General features: G+C 71.3%; 15 protein-coding genes and 1 tRNA gene. 12 read left to right on the forward strand and 4 right to left on the reverse strand.

The window, feature by feature from the left end; translation table 11 throughout:
- Positions 1-8: 8 nt before the first annotated feature.
- The 7 genes from ATC03_RS06740 to ATC03_RS06770 all read left to right on the forward strand — a co-directional run bounded on the left by ATC03_RS06740 (position 9) and on the right by ATC03_RS06770 (position 7802).
- Positions 9-902: a TatD family hydrolase gene (locus ATC03_RS06740; RefSeq protein WP_067874708.1), complete on the forward strand. Its 894-nt coding sequence runs from the start codon at positions 9-11 to the stop codon at positions 900-902.
- A 144-nt stretch (positions 903-1046) separates the two neighbouring features.
- Positions 1047-1889, forward strand: coding sequence for a 16S rRNA (adenine(1518)-N(6)/adenine(1519)-N(6))-dimethyltransferase RsmA (rsmA, locus tag ATC03_RS06745; RefSeq protein ID WP_067881636.1), 843 nt, complete (start codon positions 1047-1049; stop codon positions 1887-1889).
- A 4-nt stretch (positions 1890-1893) separates the two neighbouring features.
- Complete coding sequence (locus tag ATC03_RS06750) at positions 1894-2820, forward strand: 4-(cytidine 5'-diphospho)-2-C-methyl-D-erythritol kinase (RefSeq protein WP_067874711.1); 927 nt, start codon at positions 1894-1896, stop codon at positions 2818-2820.
- Positions 2821-3019: 199 nt separating this feature from the next.
- Positions 3020-4942 (forward strand): ABC-F family ATP-binding cassette domain-containing protein, encoded by a 1923-nt coding sequence (locus ATC03_RS06755; RefSeq protein ID WP_067874714.1) that lies wholly within the window; start codon positions 3020-3022, stop codon positions 4940-4942.
- Positions 4943-5123: 181 nt separating this feature from the next.
- Complete coding sequence (locus ATC03_RS06760; RefSeq protein WP_067874717.1) at positions 5124-6017, forward strand: MetQ/NlpA family ABC transporter substrate-binding protein; 894 nt, start codon at positions 5124-5126, stop codon at positions 6015-6017.
- Between the two features lie 97 nt (positions 6018-6114).
- Positions 6115-7143 carry a methionine ABC transporter ATP-binding protein gene (locus ATC03_RS06765; protein WP_067874722.1) on the forward strand — a complete coding sequence of 343 codons (1029 nt, stop codon included), beginning with the start codon at positions 6115-6117 and terminating at the stop codon, positions 7141-7143.
- Positions 7143-7802 carry a methionine ABC transporter permease gene (locus ATC03_RS06770; protein WP_067874725.1) on the forward strand — a complete coding sequence of 220 codons (660 nt, stop codon included), beginning with the start codon at positions 7143-7145 and terminating at the stop codon, positions 7800-7802. Before ATC03_RS06765 ends, ATC03_RS06770 begins: the two co-directional genes overlap by 1 nt.
- 94 nt (positions 7803-7896) lie before the next feature.
- Here the strand turns inward: ATC03_RS06770 and aztD are convergent, their stop codons facing one another.
- Both aztD and ATC03_RS06780 read right to left on the reverse strand, forming a co-directional pair.
- Entirely contained in the window at positions 7897-9168 is a 1272-nt protein-coding gene (gene aztD, locus ATC03_RS06775; protein WP_067874728.1) for a zinc metallochaperone AztD, read from the reverse strand.
- Positions 9169-9309: 141 nt separating this feature from the next.
- Entirely contained in the window at positions 9310-9801 is a 492-nt protein-coding gene (locus ATC03_RS06780; protein ID WP_067874731.1) for a MarR family winged helix-turn-helix transcriptional regulator, read from the reverse strand.
- Positions 9802-9910: 109 nt separating this feature from the next.
- Here ATC03_RS06780 and ATC03_RS06785 point away from each other — a divergent pair.
- From ATC03_RS06785 to ATC03_RS06805, 5 genes are all read left to right on the forward strand, one after another.
- Positions 9911-9982, forward strand: a tRNA-Gln gene (locus ATC03_RS06785).
- Between the two features lies 1 nt (position 9983).
- Positions 9984-11426 carry a bifunctional UDP-N-acetylglucosamine diphosphorylase/glucosamine-1-phosphate N-acetyltransferase GlmU gene (gene glmU / locus ATC03_RS06790; protein WP_067874734.1) on the forward strand — a complete coding sequence of 481 codons (1443 nt, stop codon included), beginning with the start codon at positions 9984-9986 and terminating at the stop codon, positions 11424-11426.
- A 38-nt stretch (positions 11427-11464) separates the two neighbouring features.
- On the forward strand, positions 11465-12442 hold the full coding sequence (locus tag ATC03_RS06795; RefSeq protein WP_067874737.1) for a ribose-phosphate diphosphokinase: 978 nt from the start codon (positions 11465-11467) through the stop codon (positions 12440-12442).
- 6 nt (positions 12443-12448) lie between these two features.
- Entirely contained in the window at positions 12449-14149 is a 1701-nt protein-coding gene (locus ATC03_RS06800) for a long-chain-fatty-acid--CoA ligase (protein ID WP_067874740.1), read from the forward strand.
- A 14-nt stretch (positions 14150-14163) separates the two neighbouring features.
- Positions 14164-14691 (forward strand): hypothetical protein, encoded by a 528-nt coding sequence (locus ATC03_RS06805; protein WP_067874743.1) that lies wholly within the window; start codon positions 14164-14166, stop codon positions 14689-14691.
- A 45-nt stretch (positions 14692-14736) separates the two neighbouring features.
- Here the strand turns inward: ATC03_RS06805 and ATC03_RS06810 are convergent, their stop codons facing one another.
- A complete protein-coding gene (locus tag ATC03_RS06810) occupies positions 14737-15099 on the reverse strand; it encodes a hypothetical protein (protein WP_067874746.1) in 363 nt (120 codons plus the stop codon).
- The gene (locus ATC03_RS06815; protein WP_067874749.1) at positions 15096-15437 is read right to left on the reverse strand and encodes a DUF202 domain-containing protein; all 342 of its coding nucleotides are present in this window, start codon (positions 15435-15437) and stop codon (positions 15096-15098) included. The genes ATC03_RS06810 and ATC03_RS06815 overlap by 4 nt, the downstream gene beginning before the upstream one ends.

Genomic DNA, 15437 nt, shown 5'->3' on the forward strand with positions numbered 1-15437 from the left:
CCGGCCCGGTGAGCTCGGAGCACCTCCGCACCCGCAACGACGGCGGTCGCCCGGTCGAGTACCCGCCAGTGCCCGACGGGCTCGCGATCGGCGTCTACGACAACCACACCCACCTCGAGATCGCCGACGGGGCGCTCCCGCTCAGCGTGCACGAGCACCTCGAGCGCGCGGCATCCGTCGGCGTGATCGGTGCGGTGCAGGTCGGCACGGATGTCGCGACGAGCCGTTGGTCGGCCGAGATGGCCGCGCGCGAGCCGCGCCTGCTGGCGGCCGTCGCCCTGCATCCCAACGAGGCGCCCGAGCTCGAGGCGGCCGGCACGCTCGACGAGGCGCTCGCGGTGATCGACGAGCTCGCCGCCCAGCCGCGCGTGCGCGCCGTCGGCGAGACGGGGCTCGACTTCTACCGCACCGACGAGGCGGGCCGTCCGGCGCAGTTCCGCGCGTTCGAGGCGCACATCGACATCGCGAAGCGGCACGACGTGGCGATGCAGATCCACGATCGCGACGCGCACGACGACGTGGTGGCGACATTGCGCCGTGCGGGCGCACCGGAGCGCACGGTGTTCCACTGCTTCTCGGGGGGCGACGACCTGGCCCGCCTCGCGGCATCCGAGGGCTGGTACCTCTCGTTCGCGGGCAACGTGACGTTCAAGAACGCCGAGAGCCTCCGCGATGCCCTGCGGGTCGCGCCGCGCGATCGCATCCTCGTCGAGACCGATGCGCCGTACCTCACCCCCGCGCCGCTGCGCGGACGACCGAACGCGCCGTACCTCGTGCCGCACACCGTGCGGTTCATGGCCGACGTGCTCGGCGCCGACCTCGACGAGCTCTGCGCCGATCTCGCGTCGAACACGCGCCGTGTGTACGGCTCGTGGGAGGATGAAGCCCGTGTGGGGGAGTGAACGACCGAGCGGCCGTGGAGTTTCCGGTTCGCTCCGAGTGCTTGGCGCCTCCGGCGTGCCCGTGTCGTCCGGTATGCCCGGCGTGTTCGACATGAGGTGCGCCGCGTGAACGCGCATCGGCACGAGGCCGAGGGTGCGCCGGCGATCGCGCGTCTGCTGGGGCCCGCCGAGATCCGCGACCTCGCCGAGCTGCTCGACGTGACGCCGACGAAGAAGCTCGGCCAGAACTTCGTGCACGACGGCAACACCGTGCGCCGCATCGTGCAGGTCGCGGGCGTGCAGCGCGGCGAGACGGTGCTCGAGATCGGGCCGGGGCTCGGGTCGCTGACCCTCGGACTGCTCGAGGCCGGCGCCGACGTGATCGCCGTCGAGATCGACAAGCGCCTCGCCGCGCAGTTGCCGCACACCGCGGGCGTCATGCAGCCGGGCACCTCGTTGAGCGTCGTCACGCAGGACGCGCTGCTCGTGACCGAGCTTCCGGGCGAGCCGGTGCGGCTCGTCGCGAACCTGCCGTACAACATCTCGGTTCCGGTGCTGCTCCACCTGCTCGAGCACTTCGAGTCGCTGCGGTCGGGCATCGTCATGGTGCAGGCCGAGGTCGGCCACCGCCTCGCGGCCGAACCCGGATCCAAGGTCTACGGCGTGCCGAGTCTGAAGGCCGCCTGGTACGGCACCTGGCGCACGGCCGGCCAGGTCTCGCGCATGGTGTTCTGGCCCGTGCCGAACGTCGACTCGGTGCTCGTCGGCTTCGAGCGCGGCACCGAACCCGGCACGCTCGAGGAGCGTCGGGCGACGTTCGCGATCATCGACGCCGCGTTCCAGCAGCGCCGCAAGATGCTGCGCCAGTCGCTGTCGGGCGTGCTCGGCGGGTCGGCCGCGGCCGCGAGCGAGGTGCTCGAACGGGCCGGCGTCGCGCCCGAGGCGCGCGGAGAACAGCTCGTGATCGACGACTTCCTGCGCATCGCCCGGGCCGCCGGAGAGGCGTGACGCCATGACGATCGCGTGGACCGAAGAGGCCGTGCACGTTCGGGCGCCCGGCAAGATCAACGTGTTCATGCGCGTCGGCGACGTGCAGCCCGACGGGTACCACGACGTCGCGACCGCCTACCAGGCCGTCTCGCTCTACGAAGACGTGCGGGCCTGGCCCGACGACGAGTTCAGCGTCGCGTTCGGCGGCAGCATCGACACGTCGGCGCTCGTGACCGACGGCTCCAACCTCGCGATCCGTGCCGCGAAGCTGCTCGCCCGCGCCACCGGGGTCTCGGGCGGCGTGCGCCTCGAGATCGACAAGCACGTTCCGATCGCAGGCGGCATGGGCGGCGGTTCAGCGGATGCCGCGGCCACCCTCGTCGCGTGCGACGCCCTCTGGGGCACGGCCCTGCCGAAGGAGGACCTGCTCGCCCTCGCGGCGCAGCTCGGCGCCGACGTGCCGTTCTCGCTCACGGGCGGCACCGCGATCGGCACCGGGCGCGGCGACCGGCTGAGTCCTGCGCTGGCCACCGGGTCCTTCCACTGGGTGCTCGCGATCGCGGAGTTCGGGCTCTCGACCCCCGGCGTGTACGGCGAGCTCGACCGCATCCGCACCGAAGACGGCCGCAACGTGCCGCGCTCGCCCGTCGTCGACGCCGAGGTGCTGCAGGCGCTCCGCGCCGGCGACCCCGTGCTGCTCGCGCAGTCGCTGCACAACGACCTCCAGGAGGCGGCGCTGCGGCTCGCGCCCGGGCTCCGCGGCATTCTCGAGCTCGGCGAGTCGCACGGCGCGCTCGCCGGCATCGTCTCCGGCTCCGGCCCGACGCTCGCGTTCCTCGCGGCGGACGCCGACTCGGCGCTCGAGCTGCAGGTCGCGCTCTCGGCCGCGCGGCTGCACGCGATCCACGTGCACGGCGCGGTGCACGGCGCGCGCGTGCTCGCGCACTGACGCACCCGCGCCGGCGCCCGCGCGCCCCGACCTCCGGTCGCCAGCGACCTCCCGACGCGCCGACATCATGGCGTCGAGGTGCCATAGGACGCGGGATTCGCCCTTCCGTTCCCGCGAGGACTGGCGCCTCGGGGACCGTCGGCGGCGTGTCGAGCTCGCGCGCCGCACGTTCAGGCTCGACGACTAGGCTCGACGGGACATGGCACATCTTCTGGGCGCCGAGCGCCTGCACCTCGAATTCCCGACGCGCACCGTCTTCGACGAGGTCACCCTCGGCATCGACGAGGGCGACCGCATCGGCGTCGTCGGCCGCAACGGCGACGGCAAGTCCACGCTGCTGAAGCTCCTGGCCGGCCGCCTCGAGCCCGACGGCGGGCGCGTCACGATGCGCCGCGGCATCCGCATCGGCATGCTCGACCAGGCCGACGTCGTCGACCCGGGCCAGACGGTCGCCGAGGCTGTCGTCGGCGGCATCGACGAGCATGTGTGGGCGGGCGACGCGAAGGTGCGCGACGTGATCGGCGGACTCCTCGCCGACGTGCCGTGGCACGCGCAGATCGCGAGCCTCTCCGGTGGCCAGCGCCGCCGGGTCGGGCTCGCCGCGCTGCTCGTCGGCGACTGGGACGTCGTGTTCCTCGACGAGCCGACGAACCACCTCGACGTCGAGGGCATCGCCTGGCTCGCGGGCCACCTCAGGCAGCGCTGGTCCCAGGGCCAGGGCGCGGTCGTGGTCGTCACGCACGACCGGTGGTTCCTCGACGAGGTGTGCACGGCCACGTGGGAGGTGCACGACGGCATCGTCGAGCCCTTCGAGGGCGGCTACGCGGCGTACATCCTGCAGCGCGTCGAGCGCGATCGCATGGCTGCGGCATCCGAGTCGAAGCGCCAGAACCTCATGCGCAAGGAGCTCGCGTGGCTGCGCCGCGGCGCGCCCGCCCGCACGTCGAAGCCGAAGTTCCGCATCGAGGCGGCGAACCAGCTCATCGAGAACGAGCCGCCCGTGCGCAACCCGATCGAGCTGAACCGGCTCGCGGTCACGCGCCTCGGCAAAGACGTCGTCGACCTCATCGACGTGTCCGTCACGTACCCGGTGGCGGATGCCGCGGCCGACGCATCGGGCGACGGCGTGAAGACCGTGCTGCGCGACGTCGAGTGGCGCATCGCGCCGGGCGAGCGCACCGGCATCCTCGGCGTGAACGGCGCCGGCAAGTCGACCCTGCTCGGCCTCGTGACCGGCGCCGTGACGCCCACCACCGGCAAGGTCAAGCGCGGCACGACCGTGCGCATCGCGACGCTCAGCCAGGAGCTCTCCGAGCTCACCGAATGGGCCGACCAGCGCGTCTCCGCGGTCGTCGCGGAGCAGCGCACGAGCTACGAGGTCGCGGGCAAGGAGCTCTCGCCCGGGCAGCTGCTCGAGCGCCTCGGCTTCACGAACGCGCAGCTCTCGACGCCCGTGAAGAACCTGTCGGGCGGGCAGAAGCGCCGACTGCAGCTGCTGCTCATCCTGCTGCAGGAGCCGAACGTGCTGATCCTCGACGAGCCGACGAACGACCTCGACACCGACATGCTCGCGGCCATCGAGGATCTGCTCGACACGTGGCCGGGCACACTCCTCGTCGTCTCCCACGACCGCTACCTCATCGAGCGCGTCACCGACCGCCAGTTCGCGATCCTCGACGGGCACCTGCGCGACCTGCCCCGCGGCGTCGACCAGTATCTGGAACTCCGCAGGGCGACGGATGCCGCGCGCCGCAGCGATGCGTCCGATGCGCGTCGTGCCGATTCGGCGCCGTCCGGTCCGACGTCGACTCCGACGTCGGGTGGCACCGCGGGCGGGGCGGGCGCCGGACTCGCCGCGTCGTCGGCGAAGCCGGTCGCGCCGTCGGCGCCGGCCCTCGCCGGCGCCGAACGCCGTGCCGCCGAGAAGGAGCTCTCCTCGATCGACCGCAGGCTCGAGAAGCTCCAGTCCGAGATCGCCGCCAAGCACGAGCAGTTGGCCCGTCACGACCAGTCCGACTACGCGGGGCTCACGACGCTCGGCGACGAACTGCGCGCGCTCGAGGCATCCGTCGTCGACCTCGAGACCCGCTGGCTCGAAGTTTCTGAGACGCTCGACGCCTGAGCTCGAAGGATCTATGACGTTTCTTGTCTCATGGGTGATTCAGAGAAGAATCTTCGCCTAGCGTAGAAGCGCGCCCGCGTTCGCGGCATCGAAGCCCCCACTGTGACCCACCGTGGCGGAGCCATGCCTGCTCCACAGCCATCAGCACCAGAACGCGCGCGCCGACGTGAAAGGAACACTCATGGCACTCCGCCGCACCAAGCTCATCGCCGCCCTCGCCGCCGTCCCCCTCGTGCTCGGCCTCGCCTCCTGCGCCTCCGCAGGCGCCGCCGACGAGGCGTCCGACGTCGTGAAGATCGGCGTCGTCGGCAAGGCCGACCCCCAGTGGGCCGCCTTCGAGAAGGCCGCCGACAAGGCCGGCATCGACATCGAGATCGTCGACTTCTCCGACTACGCGCAGCCGAACCCGGCCACGACCGAGGGCGAGCTCGACCTGAACCAGTTCCAGCACATCGTGTACCTCGCCGATTACAACGTGTCGGCCGGCGAAGACCTGACGCCCATCGGCTCGACCGCGATCTACCCCCTCGGCCTCTACTCGACGAAGTACGACGACGTCGCCGACATCCAGGAGGGCGAGACCGTCGCCGTTCCGAACGACGCGTCGAACCAGGCCCGCGGCCTGCTCGTGCTGCAGTCGGCCGGCCTCATCGAGCTCAAGAGCGGCGGCACGATCTTCTCCGACCTCGCCGACGTCGACGAGGCGAAGTCCAAGGTCAAGGTCACCGCGCTCGAGGCCTCGCTCACCCCGACGTCGCTGCCCGATGTCGCCGCGGCGATCATCAACAACGACTTCGTCGAAGACGCCGGCCTCACGTTCAGCGACGCCATCGCGAAGGACGACCCCACCGACCCCAACGCGCTGCCGTACGTGAACATCTTCGCGACGCGCGCCGACGACGCGAACAACGAGACGTACCTCAAGCTCGTCGAGATCTTCCAGACCGACCCCGACGTGCAGGCGGGCCTCGTCGAGGCCTCGGGCGGCACCGGCGTGCCGATCATCACCCCCGTCGCCGACCTGAAGGACTCGCTCACCAAGGTCGAGGCCGACACGAAGGCCGCGAAGGGCTGATCATCGACATCCGCGAGAGCGGATCGTCCGCGCGAGCGGGCGACGGAACCCCACGAGGTTGCGTCGCCCGCTTCGCGCGTGCTGGAAGGAGCACACCATGGCCCTCGTGAGCCTCACCGACGTCACGAAGTCGTATCCGCCCGCCGACCGTTCGGGCACCCCCGTCGTCGCGGTCGACGCCGTCAGCCTCGACATCGAGCCCGGCGACGTCTACGGCATCATCGGCTATTCGGGCGCGGGCAAGTCCACGCTCGTCCGCCTCATCAATGCGCTCGAACCCGCGACCTCTGGCAGCATCACGTTCGACGGCCGCGAGCTGACCGCGATGCCCGAGCGCGAGCTCCGCGGCATCCGTCTCGGCATCGGCATGATCTTCCAGCAGTTCAACCTGTTCACGTCGAAGACCGTGTGGAAGAACGTCGCCTACCCGCTCACCGTGGCCGGGTGGACGAAGTCCGAGATCAAGCTCCGCGTCGACGAGCTGCTCGACTTCGTCGGGCTCTCCGACAAGGCGAAGAGCTACCCCGAGCAGCTCTCGGGCGGCCAGAAGCAGCGCGTGGGCATCGCCCGTGCGCTCGCGACCTCGCCGCGCCTGCTGCTCGCCGACGAGGCGACGAGCGCGCTCGACCCCGAGACGACGCAGGAGGTGCTCGCGCTGCTCAAGCGCGTGAACCGCGAGTTCGGCGTCACGATCGTCGTCATCACGCACGAGATGGACGTGATCCAGTCGATCGCGACGAAGGTCGCGGTCATGGACGGCGGCCGGGTCATCGAGAACGGCGACGTGTTCGACGTGTTCTCCGACCCGCAGAACGCCTCGTCGCAGCGCTTCGTGTCGACGGTGGTCAAGGGCATCCCGTCGCCCGCCGAGCTCGCGGTGCTCCGCGAGCGGCACGACGGGCGCATCGTGACGCTCTCGTTCCGCGACGGCGACGCGTCGCAGGCCTCGGTGTTCGTCGACCTCGCGACCGCGGGCCTCGAGTTCGAGCTCGTCTACGGCGGCATCAACGACATCCAGGGCCGAGCGTTCGGGCACCTCACGCTCGCGGTCCGAGGTGACGCCGCCGCGATCGACGCGGCGCTCGCGAAGATCGGCGAACGCGTCGACGTGACGGAGGTGGCGTGATGGATCGCCTGTTCGAACTCGGCCCCGAATTCTGGACCGCCGCCGGCGAGACGCTCTACATGGTGGCGTTCACGCTGCTCATCGGTGGCGCCATCGGGCTCGTCCTCGGCATCGTGCTCTACGCGACCCGTGCGGGCGGCCTGCTGGCCAGCCGCGCGGTCTTCACGGTGCTGAACCTGGTCATCAACTTCTTCCGGCCGATCCCGTTCATCATCTTCATCGCGGTCGCGCAACCGTTCGCCCGGCTCGTGATCGGCACGGGCATCGGCAACGATGCGCTCATCTTCACCCTCTCGATCGCGTCGTCGTTCGCGATCGCACGCATCGTGGAGCAGAACCTCGTCACGGTCTCGCCCGGGGTCGTCGAGGCCGCGAAGGCCATGGGTGCCGGGCCGTTCCGGATCCTCCGGACGGTCGTCATCCCCGAGGCGCTCGGCCCGCTGATCCTCGGCTACACGTTCGTGCTCGTCGCGATCGTCGACATGACGGCGGTCGCCGGGTACATCGGCGGCGGCGGCCTCGGCAACTTCGCCCTCGTCTACGGCTACCGGCAGTTCGAGCCGGCGGCGACCTGGGCCGCGGTGCTGCTCATCATCCTGCTCGTGCAGGTCGTGCAGTTCCTCGGCAACTGGCTGGCCCGCAAGGTCATGCGCCGCTGAGCGCGATCGATCGACACGAGCGGGGCGGATGCCGCGGGCGCCCGCCCGCGGCATCCGCCCCGTATCGGTTGCTGCCGTCTCGGTGGCCGGTGCTTCAGTGGCCGCCCACCGACGAGAGCTCGTTCGGCACGTGCGGCAGCTCGACGCTCGCGGTGACCTCGCCGGTGTCCAGGTCGATGAGGTGCAGCGCTGATGCGGCCGGGTCGGTCACGTAGGCGCGGTGCCCGTGCACCTCGATGGCGGGTCGCGGCTGCTGCCACTCGACGGGCTCGGTCCACGCGTCGACGACGTCGATGCGCTCGACCAGCTCGCCCGTGACGGGATCGAGCACGTGGATCGCCCCGTCGGTGCCGAGCACGAGCGCCTCGCCGTGCGGTCCGCGCGCGAGCGAGCGGAACGTGTAGCTCGTGCCGAGGTCGACGAGGCGGAGCGTCGCGGTCGTGGTGTCGATGAGGCTCACGCGCGTCGGCCGTTCGAGATCGGCGTCGGGGTCGACCTTGTAGTCGCCGAGCACGATCGTCGACTCGGCGCTGCCCGCCTGGTTGCCGATGCGACCGTGGGCGTCGGGTGCCTGCACCTTCGCGAAGGCGCCCCCGCTCCAGACGATCGCGCCATCCTCGCATCCGAGCACGACGGCCTCGTCGGCGGCGACGGCCGCACCGTGCACGCCGGGGCAGGCATCGGTGCGGGCGAGCTCGCCGCCGACGGCGTCGAGCGCCGCGGCGCCCGTGCGCGCGGACTCGTCGCCGAGCGTCGCGAGGAGCCCGCCGCCGGTGACCGGCACGACCACGCCGTGGTGCGCCTCGGCGCTCTCGTAGCGGGTCGCGTCGACGTCGTCGGGCTCGTCGGCGTTGCGCAGCGCGCCCTCCTCGTAGAGCAGGGCCTCGCCTGTGCCGTCGGCGAAGAGCGCGGTCGTTCCGGCGTTCGTCGTGACGTGTCCCGGGTGCTCGGCCGGGAGGGAGAGCCCGGTGAGCTGCGGCTCCACGGCGTAGTAGTGGTCGTGGTCGCCGTGCGGTTCGACCCGCACGCCCGTGTCGAGCACCTCGAACGCGTCGTCGGTCGACACCAGCACGCGGCGGCCGTCGCCGGCCGGGTTCACGCGCAGGAAGCCCTCGAGGGGCAGGTCGGCGACGACCTCGAGCGAGTCGCCCTCGAGCACGAGCACGCCGCCGTCGTAGGTCGCGACGATGCGGGTCGTCGCGACTTCGCGCTCGGCGCTCGACGACGAGGCGGTGTCGGATGTCTCGTCGGCCGTGGTGGCGGCCCCGCCCGACGGTGAGGCGCAGGCCGTCAGGGCGGCCACGGCGAGGAGCGCGGGCGCTGCGGTGAGGAGGTGGAGGCGGGTCGGTCTTCGAGCGGTGATCATGCCGGGAACGCTATCGTTAACGATAATCATTCTCAACTCGAAGAAGCGCGACGCGGCGAGGAGCGCCGTCGCAGAGGCGTCGGGCGTCGGGCGTCGGGCGTCGGGCGTCGGGCGTCGGGCGTCGGGCGTCGGGCGTCGGGATCAGTCGAAGCCGAGGCTCAGCTTGCGCAGCAGTCCCGCGAGCCGCTTCTGCTCGCCCGCCGGGAGGCCGGAGAGCAGCTCGGCCTCGGCATCGACGAGTCGCGTGATCGCGGCGTCCACCCGCGCGAGACCCGCCGGGCTCATTTCGACGAGGATGCCGCGGCCGTCGTTCGGGTCGGTCTGCCGACTCACGAGCCCGCGCTCGACGAGACGATCGATGCGGTTCGTCATGGTGCCGCTCGAGACGAGGGTCTGCTGCAGCAGCGCCTTGGGGGAGAGGCGGAACGGGGCGCCCGCGCGGCGCAGCGCCGAGAGCACGTCGAACTCGCTCGACTCCAGCTCGGAGCGCGTGAACGCCTGACGCCTGGCCCGGTCGAGGTGCTTCGAGAGGCGGGCGACGCGCGAGAGCACCTGCAGGGGTGCGAAGTCGAGGTCCGGGCGTTCGCGCTCCCAGTCCTCGACGATGCGGTCGACCTCGTCGGCATGCGTCATCCACCCAGTATCCCGCGAACCGACCGGTGCGCGTGCCGCCCTGAACGCATCGAACACGGTGGCGCGTCTGGCAGACTGGAGGGCGCTCGTGCGCCCCGCGCCCGGGTGGTCCGCCATAGTGTAACGGCAGCACGACAGCCTTTGGAGCTGTTCGGTCCAGGTTCGAATCCTGGTGGCGGAGCATGGATCAGAAGCTCGCCATCATCGTGCTCGCCGCAGGCCAGGGCACCCGCATGAAGTCCGCAACCCCGAAGCTGCTGCACCCGCTCGCGGGCGCCCCGGTCGTCGGGCACGTGCTCGCCACGGCCCGCGCGCTCGACGCCGCGCACGTCATCGCCGTCGTGCGGCACGAGCGCGACCTGGTCGCCGCGGCCGTCGAGGCGGAGCTGCCGGGCACGCGCATCGTCGATCAGGACGAGATGCCCGGCACCGGCCGTGCCGTCGAGCAGGCGCTCGACGCGCTTCCCGCCGATTTCGAGGGCGAGGTGCTCGTGCTGAACGGCGACGTGCCGCTGCTGAACGCCGACACGCTCGCCGGCTTCCTCGAGCTGCACCGCACGCGGGCCGCCGCGGCATCCGTCATGTCGGCCCTCTACGAGGACCCGACCGGGTACGGCCGCATCGTCCGCGACACCGCAGGCCAGTTCGACCGCATCGTCGAGCAGAAGGACGCGAACGAAGCCGAGCGCGGCATCGGCGAGATCAACGCGGGCATCTACGCGTTCGGCGCCGCGGCGCTGCGCGACCAGCTCGCGAACCTCACGACCGACAACGCGCAGGGCGAGAAGTACCTCACCGACGTGATCCAGCTGCTGCGCACGGCGGGATCCGAGGTCGAGGCCGTTCCCGTCAGCGAGCCGTGGCTCGTCGCCGGCATCAACGACCGCGCCCAGCTCTCCGAGACGGCCGCCCGCCTGAACGCCCTCATCATCCGCGGCTGGCAGCTGAACGGCGTGACGATCGAAGACCCCACGAGCACGTGGATCGACCTCACCGTGCGCATCGCGCAGGACGTGACCATTCGCCCCGGCACCCAGCTGAAGGGCGCGACGCTCATCGAGACCGGAGCCGCCGTCGGGCCGGACACGACCCTCGTCGACTGCGAGGTCGGCGAGAACGCCGACGTGCGCCGAACCGACGCCACGCTCGCCGTCATCGGCGCCGGCGCGACGGTCGGCCCGTTCTCGTTCCTGCGCCCGGGCACCGTGCTCGGCGCCGACGGCAAGATCGGCGCCTTCGTCGAGACGAAGAACGCGCAGATCGGCACCGGAAGCAAGGTTCCGCATCTCTCGTACGTCGGCGACGCGACCATCGGCGAGCACTCCAACATCGGCGCGGGCTCGATCTTCGCCAACTACGACGGCGTGCGCAAGCACCACTCCGACGTCGGTTCGCACGTGCGCACCGGCTCTCACGGCGTCTTCGTCGCGCCGGTTAGGATTGGTGACGGCGCCTACACGGCCGCCGGAACCGTCGTCCGCAAAGACGTCCCGTCCGGCTCGCTCGCCGTGAACGTGGCACCGCAACGCAACATCGAGGAGTGGGTCCAGAAGCACCGGGCCGGTTCTGCGGCGGCTGACGCCGCCGAGGCCGCGCGCGAGGCATCCGGTTCCGACGCCGACTGAACGCACCGCGCCGAGCGCAGGTGGAGAGGACACAGCACATGTCGGGAATCGAGACCACCGGATCGAAGCGGCTCGTGCTGGTTTCGGGGCGGGCGCATCCCGCGCTGGCCGAGCAGATCGCACATGAACTCGGCTCGGAGCTCGTGCCCACCGATGCGCGCACCTTCGCGAACGGCGAGATCTACGCGCGCTTCGACGAGAGCGTGCGCGGCTCCGACGCGTTCGTGATCCAGTCGCACACCGCGCCCATCAACGAGTGGCTCATGGAGCAGCTCATCATGCTCGACGCGCTCAAGCGCGCATCGGCGAAGCGCATCACGGTCGTCGCGCCGTTCTACCCCTACGCCCGCCAAGACAAGAAGGGCCGTGGCCGCGAGCCGATCTCCGCACGACTCGTCGCCGACCTGTTCAAGGCCGCCGGCGCCGACCGCATCATGTCGATCGACCTGCACGCCGCGCAGATCCAGGGCTTCTTCGACGGCCCCGTCGACCACCTCTTCGCCATGCCCGTGCTGCTCGAGGAGTTCAAGAACTCGCTCGACCCGTCGACGCTGACCGTCGTCTCGCCCGACATGGGCCGCGTGCGCGTCGCCGACATCTGGAGCGACAAGCTGGGCGCGCCGCTGGCCATCATCCACAAGCGCCGCGACCCGCTGGTTCCCAACCAGGTGTCCGTGCACGAGATCATCGGCCCGGTCGAGGGTCGTGTCTGCCTGCTGGTGGACGATTTGATCGATACCGGCCGCACGATCGTGAAGGCCGCCGAGGCGCTCAAGAAGGCGGGGGCAATCGGCGTGGTCGTCGCGGCGACCCACGCAGTGTTCTCCAGCCCTGCCACCGAGATCCTCCAGTCCGACGTCATCGACCGCGTCGTCGTCACCGACACGCTGCCCGTACCCGAAGACAAGCGCTGGGATCGCCTCACCGTGCTGCCCATCGCGCCGCTCCTCGCGCGCGCCATCCACGAGGTCTTCGAAGACGGCTCGGTCACGAGCATGTTCGATGGGGCCGCGTAGCCTCCGATGGCCATCACCACCCCGCGACCGTGGCTCGCAGGGTACGCCGAGGGCGTGCCCCACGACCTCGAGCTGCCCGAAGGCTCGCTCTACGACCTGCTCGCGACCTCGGTCGCCGAACACCCGGCGAGCGTCGCGCTCGAGTTCTTCGGGCGCGAGACGACCTACGCCGAGCTCGGCGAGCAGGTCGAGCGCGCGGCCGAGGGGCTGCGTCTGCTCGGCGTGCAGAAGGGCGACACGGTGGCGATCGTGCTGCCGAACTGCCCGCAGCACATCGTCGCGTTCTACGCCGTGCTCCGCCTCGGCGCGATCGTCATCGAGCACAACCCGCTCTACACCCCGCGCGAACTGCGACACCAGTTCGAAGACCACGGTGCACGCTTCGCGATCGCGTGGGACAACGTGGTCGAGACGATCCTCGGGTTCCCGGCCGACCTCGGCGTCAAGCACGTCATCTCGGTCGACGTCACCCGCGCGATGCCGTTCCTCACCAGGGCGGCGCTCAAGCTCCCGATCGCGAAGGCCCGCGAGTCCCGTGCCGCGCTCACCTCGGGCGCGAAGGGCACCTCGTCGTGGTCGGAGGTGGTCGAGGCCGGGCGCATCGATCCGCACGTCGTCGCGCCCGAGGCATCCGACGTCGCCCTCATCCAGTACACGAGCGGCACCACCGGTTCGCCGAAGGGTGCGACGCTCACCCACCTCAACCTGCTCGCGAACGCGGCGCAGTCGCGGGCGTGGGTGCCGACGATCGAGCGCGGCAACTGCGTCGTCTACGCGGTGCTGCCGATGTTCCACGCCTACGGGCTGACGCTGTGCCTCACGTTCGCGATGAGCATGGGCGCCCGTCTCGTGCTCTTCCCGAAGTTCGACCCCGACCTCGTGCTGCCGGTCATCAAGAAGCGTCCGCCGACCTTCCTGCCGGCGGTGCCGCCGATCTACGAGCGTCTGACGAAGGCGGCCGCAGACAAGGGCGTCTCGCTCGACGGCATCCAGATCGCGATCTCGGGGGCGATGGCGCTCACGCCCGCGGTCGTCGAGCCGTGGGAGGCCGCGACCGGCGGCGTGCTCGTCGAGGGGTACGGCCTCTCGGAGTGCTCGCCCGTCATCTCGGCGAATCCGGTCGCCGCGAACCGCAAGGCCGGCACCATCGGCCTGCCGTTCCCGTCGACCGAGTGCCGCGTCGTCGACCCCGAGAACCCCATCGCCGACGTCGAACCGGGCGGCGAGGGCGAGCTCGTCGTGCGCGGTCCGCAGGTGTTCCAGGGGTACTGGAACAAGCCCGACGAGACCGATGCGGTGTTCGTCACCGACCCAGCCGGCGGCACGCCCTGGTTCCGCACGGGCGACATCGTCTCGATCGACGACGAGGGCTTCGTGCACGTCGTCGACCGCATCAAGGAGCTCATCATCACGGGCGGCTTCAACGTCGCTCCGACCGAGGTCGAGGAGGCGCTGCGCACCTACCCCGGCATCGTGGATGTCGCGGTCGTCGGCCTGCCCGACCAGCACTCGGGCGAGCAGGTGATCGCCGCGGTCGTGCTCGCCGACGGCCAGCGCCTCGACGAGGCGGCGATCCGCGAGTTCGCGCGCGAGCGCCTCACGCCGTACAAGGTGCCCAGGCGCATCGTCGAGGTCGACGAGCTTCCTCGCTCGCTCATCGGCAAGGTCCTCCGCCGCGAGGTGCGCAACCGCCTCCAGGCCGGTTGAGTCCGGGCGCGCTCGTGTCGTCGTTCCTGTCTCCGGATGCCGCGGCCGCCCTCGCGGCGCTCGCGAGCCTCGATGCGGGGTCGACGGCGGGCGATGCGGGTGGCAGGGCCGACGTCGTGCCGCCCCTCGACCGGCTGCGCGGCATCCGCTCGCTCGTGGCCGCGCTCGAGGCCGACCCCGCCTCGCTCGTCGCGGCTCGCGCCGCCGTCGAGGCCGGTGCGACGTGGGACGACGTCGCCGAGGCCGCGGGGCTCAGCGCGTCAGCGGCCAAGTACCGCTGGGCGGGCGACGACGACGCGATCGCCGAGCGTCAGGAGGCGAGTCGGCGCCGCAAGCGCGAGCGCCCCTCGAGCTCACCCACCGACCTGCCGGGCGAGAGCGTCTCCGAGGCCGCGAAGCGTCTCGGCGTGACGCCGAACGCGATCTACCAGCGCGTGAACCGGGGCCTCGTCGAGGCCCGCACCGTCACGCTGCCCGACGGGCGCTCGTACAAGCGCGTGTTCTTCGAAGCCGAGGCCGAGGCGGGAGCGGAAGCCGACTGACGCGGCCTGCCCTGGTCGCGGGGTCGCTCGCGCGCTCGGATCCGATCAGGTCGGCGTGCCGACGCCGTAACGAGGTGCGGCCGGGAAGAGGCCGAAGTTCGCGATGTGGTGTCTGGCGCCGTTCTCGGTCGTGACGTAGCACTGCCAGCCGGGCCCGCCGTCGGCGAAGAGCTCGAACGGGGCATCCGTCGACAGCTCACCGCCCGTGGCGCCGGCGGCCGCGAGGGCGAAGGTCGCGCACGAGGAGCGGGCGGTCGAGGTGGCGACCGAGAACGTGGAGAGCACGATCGGCAGCACCATGGCGGCGAGCGCGAGGCTCACCGCGATGCGCATGGCCCGCTGGCGGCCGGGGCGGCGGGGGCGGTCGACGGGCTCGTAGCCCGCGAGTTCGGGATGGTCGTCGGTCATCGGGTGGCCTCGATCGAGATGGAGATGATGCCCGCGAGGGCGGCGAGCAGCACGGTGGCGGAGAGTCCGAGCATCACCAGGGGCGACGGCGGCACGGGTTCGTGGTGGGCGTCGAGCTGCCGACGGCGCACGGTGCCGTGGGCGATCGCAACCGCGGCGAGCACGAACAGCACGACCCCTGCCGATGCGAGCGCCGGCTGGTTCGAGCTGAGCCCGTTGCGCAGCACCAGCACGGCGTTCACGGCGATGGCGAGTCCGGTGCGGCTCCAGGCCAGCGCGGTGCGCTCGGGTTGCAGGCCCGGGTCGCGCGGGAGTGCTGCGTGCGTCTCGGCGGTCAT

The sequence above is a fragment of the Agromyces aureus genome, from assembly GCF_001660485.1.
Taxonomy (GTDB): Bacteria; Actinomycetota; Actinomycetes; order Actinomycetales; family Microbacteriaceae; genus Agromyces; species Agromyces aureus.